Genomic DNA, 11492 nt, shown 5'->3' on the forward strand with positions numbered 1-11492 from the left:
GCCTTACTATCATTGTCGGTGTTAAATAGATGAAGCAATGTATAGAGGTTAAAAATGGCAACAATTAAAGATGTAGCAAAGGAAGCTGGTGTTTCTGTTGCAACCGTATCTCGAGTGATCAACAAGTCTCCCAAGGCGAGTGCAAGCTCGGTAGAGTCTGTAACTAAAGCGATGTCTAAACTTGGCTATCGACCGAATGCCAATGCTCGAGCGCTGGTAAGCCAAAGCACGAACACTGTTGGTGTATTGGTCGGTGACATCTCCGATCCCTTTTTTGGCACGCTGGTTAAGGCTGTCGACAATGTCGCTCGTGAGAACGGAAAACATATCCTTGTCGGTAATGGCTCGCACGATCGTGAAGAAGAGAGACAAGCGATTGAATTGCTGATTAACAGCCGTTGTGACGCCCTGGTGATCCACTCTAAAGGCCTCACCGACGAAGAACTGATTGCCTATGCAAAAGAGGTCAAAGGCTTAGTACTGATCAACCGTTATATTGCTGAGATTGCCAACCACTGTATTTTCTTAGACAACAAAAAAGGTGCGTATCTTGCGACGGAATATCTGATCCGCCATGGCCATAAGAACATTGCCTGTATCGCCTCATCGCATAGCATTGAAGATGCCGATGAGCGTATCCAAGGTTACTTAGCGGCACTCTCAGATTACAAAATAGCGCTCTCTGACAGCTATATTGAATACTCAGCGCCGACCAGTGACGGTGGCGAATACGCCATGACTAACCTTCTGACTAAGTCACTGCCAATCACTGGCATTGTGGCGTACAACGATTACATGGCAGCTGGTGCTTTGTCTGTCCTTGATGAAAACGGTATTCAAGCGCCAGACAAAATGTCGATCATCGGTTTCGATGATGGTTTGATTGCCCGCTATGTTCATCCAAAGCTCACCACTATTCGCTACCCGATTCAGATGATGGCAGAGAAAGCGACACGACTCGCGTTGCACTTAGCCAAAGGTGAAAACACCTCAACTGAACCAATGATGTTCTCTCCAACTCTGGTACGCCGTAATTCGGTAGAGAAAGTCTAGGTTCTGGTCGACTCATCAAGCAATAAACAAAAAAAAGCCCTAACAGAATCGCTTCTGTTAGGGCTTTCCTACCTTACTCAGATACTCAACAATCGCGCTTAATAAACCGCACTCTTGTTGAGCGCCACTTTTGCTCATCCCCCAAGAACAACGCGATAATTCACATCGTCCTATTCACAAACAAAAGATATTGACGTAACCGCTTTGAGCTAGAGCGTACTAGTTTGAAGAATCCCCCGAAAATTCAAACTGGTAACAGGTACTGTAGTTATATTCTTGTTCAGGCTTGAGAATACAACTGTCCTGCTTCCACTCTGGGTGGTTAGGAGAGTCAGGTAAGAACTGGGTTTCTAGCGCCAAACCAGCGTAGTCTTCATAGCTGCCACCACTTCGGTTTGGTGTGCCACCAAGCCAGTTTCCGGTGTATAGCTGCATCGCAGGTTTGGTTGAAAATACTTTTAGTGTGACGAGCGCATCCGGTGAGGTTACGGTCGCGGCGCATTGAGTGCGTTTGCAGCCATCAGCCAATAAGAAAGAGTGGTCGTAACCCTTTGCTGCTTTCTGCTGTTCATCGCCCAACAAACGCTCTGAGATCATCATAGGCTGATTGAAGTCAAAGCTGGTCGATTTCACTGATTTAAGGTTACCTAACGGAATACCCACCGAATTGGTCGGTAAGAACTGATTAGCATTGATACTGACAATGTGTGACAAACAATCGTGTCCAGCTTCAGCGCCAAGTAGATTGAAGTACGCATGATTCGTTAGGTTGACTACAGTCGGCTTGTCTGTGGTTGCAGAGTAATTAATGGAAACTCGATTGTCTTCGGTGATGTCATAACGCACCGACACATTCAAATTCCCCGGAAATCCTTGGTCGCCATCAGCAGACTCAAGAGTAAACACCACTGACGTTTCGGTTTGCTCGGCAATATTCCAACGGCGTTTATCAAATCCGTTCGGGCCACCATGTAAGGTATTGCCCGCTTGGTTGGTTTCCAGCTTGTAATTCTGACCATCAATTTTGAAACGACCATTAGCAATGCGGTTAGCATAACGGCCAACAGTTGTGCCCATATAGCTGGCTTGTTTATCGAAGTTCTCCATTGAGTTAACACCCAACAAAACTTCTCTTTTGTTTCCTTTTACTGGCAGGATACAGCTCAACCATGTTGCACCAATATCCATGAATGTCACTTGCATGCCATGCGTATTTGATAGCGTCACTAACTGAGCGGGTTGGCCATCATAGGCAGGAGTCTGCGTCATGGATTGATGCAGGTTTTGCTCTTGTGTCATTCTAAATTCCTTCTAGTGCCAGTAAAAAGCCTCTACCTGAAGTAAAGGCTTTAGCATTTGGCCTACCATGATCTTTTTACTTGGTAAGCTCTATATTAAATCTCGAAGCCGTTAGATTACTTCAACTAAGCCTGCTCCGTCTTTCGCTTGGCACACATAAATAGATTCTTTTAGACCCGTCGCCGCTTGATATTTCTGCTCAACGGTTGTTTTGATTTCATCAACCAATGCAGGTGGAACCAATGCCACAATACAACCACCGAAACCACCGCCAGTCATACGCACGCCACCTTGCTCACCGATCACTTCTTTGACCATATCAACCAGCGTATCGATTTCTTTCACCGTGATTTCAAAATCATCACGCATTGATGCATGCGATTCAGCCATCAACTCACCCATGCGTTTCATATCATGAGTGCGCAGAGCTTGAGCCGCTTCAACAGTACGGTCATTTTCAGTAATCACGTGACGAGCACGTTTCGCGACCATTTCATCTAACTCAGACTCTTTCGCTTTGAACTGCTCAATGGTCACATCACGAAGTGCCGGAACACCAAAGATGCGCGCCGCTTCTTCACACTGTTCACGACGTGTGTTGTATTCGCTGTCGACTAAGCCGCGTTTCTTGTTTGAGTTGATGATAACCACAGCTATATCTTCTGGCATTGAAACCGCTTGAGTTTCTAAGCTACGACAATCCAAAAGCATCGCGTGGTTTGCACGACCTTCTGCAGAGATCATTTGGTCCATGATGCCGCAGTTACAGCCCACAAATTCGTTTTCGGCCTGCTGACCATTTAGCGCCACTTCGGCTTGGCTGATCTCTAGGTTATAAAGCACCTTGAATGTTTGACCAATCACCACTTCCAGTGCCGCAGAAGAACTTAAACCTGCACCTTGAGGCACGTTACCCGTTACAGAGATGTCTGCACCTGTAAATTCAAAGCCGCGACCTTTTAAGCACTTCACCACACCACGAATGTAGTTAGCCCACATCTTGTCTTGTTGGAATGTGATCTCTTGAGTTAAATCGAACTCATCGACTGCATTACCGTAGTCCACTGATACTACGCGTACAATGTTGTCGTCACGTTTAGCCGCTGCGACTACCGTTTGATAGTTAATGGCACACGGTAGAACAAAACCATCGTTGTAGTCGGTGTGCTCGCCGATCAGGTTCACACGACCTGGCGCTTGGATAATATGGGTCGCTTGGTAACCAAGGACTTGCTCAAAAGATGCTTTCACGTTTTGGATTAGGTCAGACATAAGTAAACTCTTTGTTCAATTGGTTATGGCCCCTTCACGGCACCACTTTAATTCTTTTAGATTCCCTATCTCATTCGTCTCTCACGGTAGGGAATGACAACATCAGCCTTTCACCTGCCGTCATTCCAGAATCGAGGGACGAGATATCAGGAATCTCGCTTGTTATCTACGAAGCAACGTATTACTGCTCTTTATAGTGAACGTCACTCAAATCACGCAGACGCTGCGCTGCTTGTTCTGCGGTTAAATCACGCTGAGACTCAGCCAGCATTTCGTAGCCGACCATGAACTTGCGAACCGAAGCACTACGTAGCAATGGCGGGTAGAACAACGCATGCAGTTGCCAGTGATCGATGTCCGTGCCTTCTTCAAAGAACGGCGCATAGTGCCAACCCATTGAGTACGGGAATGAGCATTGGAACAAGTTGTCGTAACGACTGGTCAGCTTCTTAATCGCAAGCGCTAAATCATCACGCTGCTCGTCAGTCAGTTCGCTCATACGGCGAATGTGCGTTTTTGGTAGCAACATGGTTTCAAATGGCCACGCCGCCCAGTAAGGCACCACCGCAATCCAATGTTCAGTTTCAACCACAGTGCGAGAGCCGTCTTTCATTTCAGCTTCAACGTAATCCACTAAAAGATTCGAACCTTGTTGTTCGAAGTACTCTTTTAACAATTTCTCTTTGCGTTCAATCTCGTTGGGCAAAAAGCTGTTTGCCCATATCTGACCGTGCGGATGAGGCTGAGAACAGCCCATGGTCTCGCCTTTGTTTTCAAACGCTTGAACCCATAGGTAGTCTTTACCTAGCTCTTCAATCTGTTCATTCCATGTGTCGATAACACCGCGAATCTTGTTTACTGGTAACTCTGGCAGCGTTTTGCTGTGGTCCGGAGAAAAACAGATCACGCGGCTCAACCCGCGAACACCTTGAGTCTTGAATAGAGGGTTATCAGACTCTGGAGCGTCAGGTGAATCAGGCATCAACGCCGCGAAGTCATTACTGAATACATAAGTGCCGTCGTAATCTGGGTTTTCGTCGCCCGAGATACGCGTATTGGTTGGGCACAAGAAACACTCTTTCTCATACGCAGGAAGCTGCGCAGTCGATGGTTTTTCATCTTGGCCACTCCAAGGACGTTTTGCTCGGTGCGGTGATACTAAGATCCACTGACCCGTTAATGGGTTATAACGACGATGCGGGTGGTCTACTGGGTTAAATTCAACTTTTGACATGTTTAGATTGCTCTCAAATTTTGTGTCTTGGTCAATTCACCAAGATGAATAATTCTTCTACAAGGAGATTCCCTATCACGCTCGTGCCTCGCTGTAGGGAATGACGTGTAATCTCGTTGTGCTATTTGTGCAAAGGCCACCACTTCATAGCCTTATGCTCATCCGTCATTCCAGAATAAAGGCACGAGATATCTGGAATCTCTATTTTTTCAATAGCTTAAAAGTTCTTTAGTAACCTTGTGGGTTATTCGACTGCCAATTCCATGTATCCGCCGTCATTTCCATCACGCTACGCGTCGCCTTCCAGCCAAGCTCGCGCTCTGCTTTTTCAGTACTTGCCCAACATTCGGCAATGTCACCTGCGCGGCGTGGGCAAAGTTCATAAGGAACCGGTTTGCCCGATGCTTGTGCGAAGGCTTCAACCATCTCGAGTACACTTGAGCCTTTGCCCGTACCTAGGTTGTAAATGTGTAAGCCCGCTTTCTCGCCAACCACTTTTAGTGCTGCTACGTGGCCATCAGCCAAATCCATTACATGAATATAGTCACGAACGCCTGTGCCATCGACTGTTGGGTAATCGTTTCCAAAAACAGCCAGTTTTTCACGGCGACCGACGGCTACTTGAGCAATAAACGGCATTAAATTATTTGGGATACCTTGTGGGTCTTCACCCATAGTGCCCGATGGATGTGCGCCAACTGGATTGAAGTAACGCAGTAAAGTGACGCTCCAGTCGTTCTCCGCGTTGAACAGATCGCTCAAGCACTCTTCCACCATATATTTGCTGCGACCATAAGGGTTAGTTGTCGCGCCAGTTGGTGAAGTTTCAGTAATCGGCACTACTTCTGGATCACCGTAAACGGTAGCCGAAGAACTAAATACGATGCTTTTCACGCCCGCTTTCTTCATGCTTCGAGCTAACACTAGTGAACCATTAACGTTGTTATCGTAGTACTCCAAAGGCTTAGCCACCGACTCCCCTACCGCTTTCAGGCCAGCAAAGTGAATCACCGCTTGGATATCGTTTTCTGAAAACACGCCATCTAGAAAAGATTGGTCACGAATGTCGCCAAGATAAAACGTTGGTCGCTTGCCAGTTAACGATTCGATTCGTTTCAGCACTAGCTCTTTGCTGTTGCAAAGGTTATCAACAATGATCGGCTCCATACCTGCCTGTATCATTTGAATGCATGTATGACTTCCGATGTAACCCATGCCGCCCGTAACCAGTACTTTCACAATCAACCTCTCTTTGTCGTCATTCGTGGGCTAACTCGAACTGACATTCAGCTCAGTAGCACCGTATGTCAGAAATAGTAGCAGCCATTTTGACTATAATTCTGTGATCAAAACCACGAAGTGTAAACGTTTACACTAACTTTCATCATTGGAACTGATCATGACATAGAGAGAACGTATAGCTGTTAACCTCTAATTTATTGAATTTTAATAAGATAATTATAGATAGTTAGATTTGAGACATCACAGATGAGTTGAGCATTTATTTTACTAAAAGTTAATGCAATGACGTCCAGTTTGATTACAATAGGTCTGTAGAATAAAGAGGTGCATTGCTTTTTTACTAAATACCAATTTCAAAGCAGCGCAATGTTCCAATAACAGGAAGTGAGTATGGCAACGTTAAAAGATATCGCGACTGAAGCGAATGTATCATTGGCTACAGTTTCAAGGGTTCTCAATGAAGATCCAACATTAAGCGTCAAGGAAGAGACCAAAAGGCGTATCTTTGAAATTGCAGAGAAGTTGGAATACAAAACCAGCAGCTCACGAAAAACCGTTAGCAGTAAAAAACAAAACCATCACTTCCTAGCACTGTATAACTACAAGCAAGAAGCGGAAGTTAACGACCCTTACTATCTATCGATTCGCCACGGGATTGAAACCCAATGTGAAAAGATGGAAGTTAAGCTAACCAACTGTTATGAAAGTAAAATACAGATCAATTCAGCACCAATCACAGGTGTTTTGTTGGTGGGTAGAATGACACCAGAGGTTATCGAGCAAGCTAAAAAGCTGAGCGATAATATCTGTTATGTCGATTTTACCGATCACTCAGAACCTTATGACTCTGTCGATATCGACCTGGCTTTGATCAGCAAAGAGATCACCAACTTCTTTATCAACCAAGGCTATGAGCGCATCGGCTTTATTGGTGGCCAAGACGACGTCAATACCCCTGATATTCGTGAAGTCGCTTTTGCTGAATATGGTGGCCTCAAGAACGTTGTCAGTGAGCAAGACATCTACCGTGGTGACTTCTCTAGCTCATCAGGTTACAAGCTTGCAAAACAGATGCTCGCGACGGGCGACTACCCTAAAGCCATGTTTATTGCGTCAGATTCCATCGCAATTGGCGTTTTACGAGCAGTTCATGAGCACGGATTAAACATTCCTGAAGATATTGCGCTGATCAGTGTAAACGACATCCCAACAGCTAAATTTACCTTCCCATCTTTATCGACTGTTCGTATTCACTCTGAACTAATGGGAATTCAAGGCGTTAACCTGCTAATTGAGAAAGTACGCGACGGCCGAACCATCCCATTACGCGTCTATGTACCAAGCAAACTTAAGCTGCGTGACACAACAAAATAATTAAATATATCAAATAGATAAATTAAGGCTGCCTTTGTTGAAGGTGGCCTTTTTTGTGCCCATCACATACATCAATCGACACATATCCCCCTCTTTAACCTGCTGCATAAAACAGCCAATAGCATTCTTTTAAGTGGATCACACAGCACCGTAAAAAGACCATAAAAAACGTGATGAAGTTAAAGTAAAACGTTTTCACCAATTTCATTTAGTAAAACTTTTACTAATAATTACCTCAGTCCAAAAATACTCGTATTCACTACGACCCAATTACGCATAAGAACGTCGGTCAGCAAACTGCATTCAGACCGAGAGAGAGGCAACGTGAACAACTGGGAAAACTTCCTGAACTTACATGAGAACCGTATAGCACCGCGTGCATACTTCTTCTCATACGCATCAGAAAAAAATGCAAAAACGTTTCAGCGTGAACTGAGCAGCCACTTCCAACTATTGAGTGGCCAATGGAATTTCAGCTACTTCACCAATCCGCTATTGGTTCCTGAAGAGTTTTATTCTCAGGAAATGAGCGACTGGGGCAACATCACGGTTCCAAACATGTGGCAAATGGAAGGCCACGGCGATCTTCAATACACAGATGAAGGTTTCCCATTCCCAATTGATGTGCCTTTCGTACCATCAGACAACCCAACCGGCGCATACCAACGCTCTTTCTTCCTTGGCGAAAGCTGGGACGAGAAACAAACCATCATCAAATTTGATGGCGTTGAAACTTACTTCGAAGTTTACGTAAACGGCGAGTACGTGGGCTTCAGCAAAGGCAGCCGCCTAACCGCTGAGTTCGATATCTCTAGCCAGGTAAAAGCAGGCAACAACCTACTTTCTATTCGTGTGATGCAGTGGGCCGACTCTACCTACATTGAAGACCAAGACATGTGGTGGACGGGCGGCATCTTCCGTGATGTTTACCTTGTTGGTAAAGAACAACTTCACGTTCAAGACCTAATGGTTCGTACTGATTTTGACGACGCTTACCAAAGCGCGACCCTTTCGTGCAACGTTGCTCTAGAAAACCTAGCAGCAGCGACTAACGCAACTCTTGAGTACGCATTGCTCGATGGCAGCCAAGTTATCTCCCAAGGCTCAGTAGATAACTTAACTGTTCCTAACCAACAGACTGGCGGCAATGCGAACACTCAATTCTCTATCGATGTCGTGAACCCTGTTCAATGGAATGCTGAAAACCCATACCTTTACCAACTGTTGCTTACGCTGAAAGATGGTGACGGCAAGGTGTTGGAAGTGATTCCACAGCGCGTTGGTTTCCGCGACATTAAAGTTCGCGATGGTCTGTTCTACATCAACAACAAATACGTGATGCTGCACGGTGTAAACCGTCACGACAACGACCACCTAAAAGGTCGTGCGGTTGGCATGGATCGCGTAGAGAAAGACTTAGTGTTGATGAAGCAGCACAACATCAACTCAGTACGCACGGCGCACTACCCGAACGACCCACGCTTCTACGAACTGTGTGATATTTATGGCCTATTCGTTATGGGCGAAACCGATGTTGAAACACACGGCTTTGCTAACGTTGGTGACCTAAGCCGCATCACTAACGATGCTGCATGGGAAGCGGTGTTTGTTGAACGTATCGAACGTCATATCCACGCTCAAAAGAACCACCCTTCTATCATCATGTGGTCTTTAGGTAACGAATCAGGCTACGGCTGCAATATCCGCTCTATGTACGATGCGGCAAAAGCGATTGATGACACCCGCTTGGTTCACTATGAAGAAGACCGCGATGCTGAAGTGGTCGACATCATTTCAACCATGTACTCACGTGCTCAACTGATGAATGCCTTCGGTGAATTCCCACACGAAAAACCACGCATTATCTGTGAATACGCACACGCAATGGGTAATGGCCCAGGTGGCTTAACCGAATACCAAAACGTGTTCTACAAGCACGATGCAATTCAAGGTCACTACGTTTGGGAATGGTGTGACCACGGCATTCTAGCGCGTGATGAAGCGGGTACTGAGTTCTATAAGTACGGCGGTGACTACGGTGACTACCCGAACAACTACAACTTCTGCATGGACGGTTTGATCTACCCAGACCAAACACCGGGGCCAGGCTTAAAAGAGTACAAGCAGGTTATCGCACCAGTGAAGATCCGTGACTTCAATGCTGAAGACGGCACCTTCACAGTAGACAACAAACTTTGGTTCTCAAACATCGATGACTACACCATCACTGCGGAAATCCGTGCTGAAGGTGAAACCATTGCTGTGCAACACATCAAGATTGAAGAACTGGCAGAAAACTCGAGCCGTGAACTGACACTTAACTTGCCACAACTTGATGAGCGCGAAGTGTTTGTGAACTTTACCGTGCGCAAGGATTCTCGTACGCCTTACAGCGAAGCGAACCACGACATCGCGGTGTATCAATTCCAAGTGAAAGAGAACACAGCACAGCTAGAAGCCTTCACTAACAACAATGCGACAGCACTGAATGTGGAAGAGTCTCGTTTAGCTTACCTAATCAAAGGCCACAACTTCGCACTGAACTTCTCGAAAGTGAACGGCAAGCTGACGTCATGGTTGGTCAATGGCGAAGAGATGATTAAGTCAGAACCACGAATCAACTTCTTCAAGCCAATGATCGATAACCATAAACAAGAGCACGATGGTTACTGGGAGCCTGCACACTTGCAAATTATGCAGGAGCACTTCCGTAGCATTGACCTTGAATGCGTTAACGTTGAACAGGTAAATGGCAAGGTAGAGATCACCACCACCAGCATCATTGCTCCACCAGTATTCGATTTCGGCATGCGTTGTGAATATCGCTACCAAGTTAATGCTGAAGGCCAATTGAACGTTGAGCTAAGCGGCGAACGTTACGGTGAGTACCCTCATGTAATTCCTGTGATTGGTTTTGATATGGGCATCAACGGCGACTTCGACCAAGTCCAATATTACGGACGCGGCCCTGAAGAGAACTACCAAGACAGCAAGCAAGCCAACATGATTGATGTGTACCAATCAACCGTTGCAGACATGTTCGAGAACTACCCGTTCCCACAGAACAACGGCAACCGCCAACACGTTCGTTGGGCTGCGCTTTCAAGCCGCGCGGGTAATGGTATTGCAGTAAAACCACAGCAAGAAATCAACTTCAGCGCATGGTTCTACACCAACCAAAACCTGCACCAAGCACAACACACCATTGAGCTAGAGAAAAGCGGTTACATCACGTTAAACCTAGATCACCAAGTGATGGGCTTGGGCTCTAACTCTTGGGGCAGCGAAGTGCTCGATTCTTACCGCGTTTACATGGACGAGTTCCGCTACGGTTTAACTCTGATTCCATTCCAAGCAGGCGATTGCGATGCGCAGCACCTAATCAATCACAACTTTGGCGATGAGTTTTTTACGGTGAATGCACCAAAAGCTCAACCACAACTGAACGAGGCATAAGCGATGATCGTTTTAGAGAACTTAGAACAATTTAAAGTCGTCTACCGCGATGGTCGTAAATGGCAACGCTGTGTAGAAGCGATTGAAAACATCGGAAACATCAAAGATGGCGTGATGTATTCAATTGGTGATTCACTGGCTTACATGATTGAAGACGGTGTGGCTCGTAACACAGAAAACTTCACCGGTAATCGTCGTTACTTCGACGTGCACTACTACCTAGAAGGCCGTGAAACGGTTGAATTCGCAGCGAAATCAGAGCTAGAGCAGATCCAAGCTTATAGCGATGAAACCGACCGCGAACACCTAATGGGGAACGGTGAAACTCGTGAGCTAGCTGAAGGCCAAGTGGCGATCTTTGACAACAATCAGGCTTACCGTTTCCACGGTGATAACCGAGTTCGAAAAGTGGTACTGAAAGTGACCATTGAAGACGGTTACTTCCTCAATAAATAAACAATAACGCTATCTATTCACAGTATGTATCGAGCCTTGCCGTTCAAGGCTCCAACATGCTGAACAAAGCCTCAATGCTTCCTCCCTACAAGGAAGCATTGAGAAA

At 45.9% G+C, this 11492-nt stretch carries 8 protein-coding genes; 4 read left to right on the forward strand and 4 right to left on the reverse strand.

Features of this window, described 5'->3' with window-relative positions; translation table 11 throughout:
- Positions 1 to 54: 54 nt before the first annotated feature.
- Positions 55 to 1053: a substrate-binding domain-containing protein gene (locus AB4329_RS07640; protein ID WP_017066816.1), complete on the forward strand. Its 999-nt coding sequence runs from the start codon at positions 55 to 57 to the stop codon at positions 1051 to 1053.
- Between the two features lie 219 nt (positions 1054 to 1272).
- On the opposite strand, the gene galM is transcribed toward AB4329_RS07640, so the two are convergent.
- From galM to galE, 4 genes are all read right to left on the reverse strand, one after another.
- Entirely contained in the window at positions 1273 to 2352 is a 1080-nt protein-coding gene (gene galM / locus AB4329_RS07645) for a galactose-1-epimerase (protein ID WP_061038698.1), read from the reverse strand.
- 111 nt (positions 2353 to 2463) lie between these two features.
- On the reverse strand, positions 2464 to 3624 hold the full coding sequence (galK, locus tag AB4329_RS07650; protein ID WP_372137957.1) for a galactokinase: 1161 nt from the start codon (positions 3622 to 3624) through the stop codon (positions 2464 to 2466).
- A 181-nt stretch (positions 3625 to 3805) separates the two neighbouring features.
- Positions 3806 to 4858 carry a UDP-glucose--hexose-1-phosphate uridylyltransferase gene (locus AB4329_RS07655; protein ID WP_052878877.1) on the reverse strand — a complete coding sequence of 351 codons (1053 nt, stop codon included), beginning with the start codon at positions 4856 to 4858 and terminating at the stop codon, positions 3806 to 3808.
- Between the two features lie 228 nt (positions 4859 to 5086).
- Positions 5087 to 6097 carry a UDP-glucose 4-epimerase GalE gene (gene galE, locus AB4329_RS07660; RefSeq protein ID WP_371720860.1) on the reverse strand — a complete coding sequence of 337 codons (1011 nt, stop codon included), beginning with the start codon at positions 6095 to 6097 and terminating at the stop codon, positions 5087 to 5089.
- 393 nt (positions 6098 to 6490) lie between these two features.
- On the opposite strand from galE, the gene ebgR reads away from it, so the two are divergent.
- The 3 genes from ebgR to AB4329_RS07675 all read left to right on the forward strand — a co-directional run bounded on the left by ebgR (position 6491) and on the right by AB4329_RS07675 (position 11386).
- On the forward strand, positions 6491 to 7474 hold the full coding sequence (gene ebgR / locus AB4329_RS07665) for a transcriptional regulator EbgR (protein WP_017069515.1): 984 nt from the start codon (positions 6491 to 6493) through the stop codon (positions 7472 to 7474).
- Positions 7475 to 7798: 324 nt separating this feature from the next.
- Entirely contained in the window at positions 7799 to 10930 is a 3132-nt protein-coding gene (gene ebgA / locus AB4329_RS07670) for a beta-galactosidase subunit alpha (protein ID WP_372125707.1), read from the forward strand.
- Positions 10931 to 10933: 3 nt separating this feature from the next.
- Complete coding sequence (locus tag AB4329_RS07675) at positions 10934 to 11386, forward strand: beta-galactosidase subunit beta (protein ID WP_017066026.1); 453 nt, start codon at positions 10934 to 10936, stop codon at positions 11384 to 11386.
- Positions 11387 to 11492: the final 106 nt, after the last annotated feature.

Source organism: Vibrio sp. 10N.261.54.A5 (assembly GCF_041471145.1).
Classification (GTDB): Bacteria; Pseudomonadota; Gammaproteobacteria; order Enterobacterales; family Vibrionaceae; genus Vibrio; species Vibrio crassostreae_C.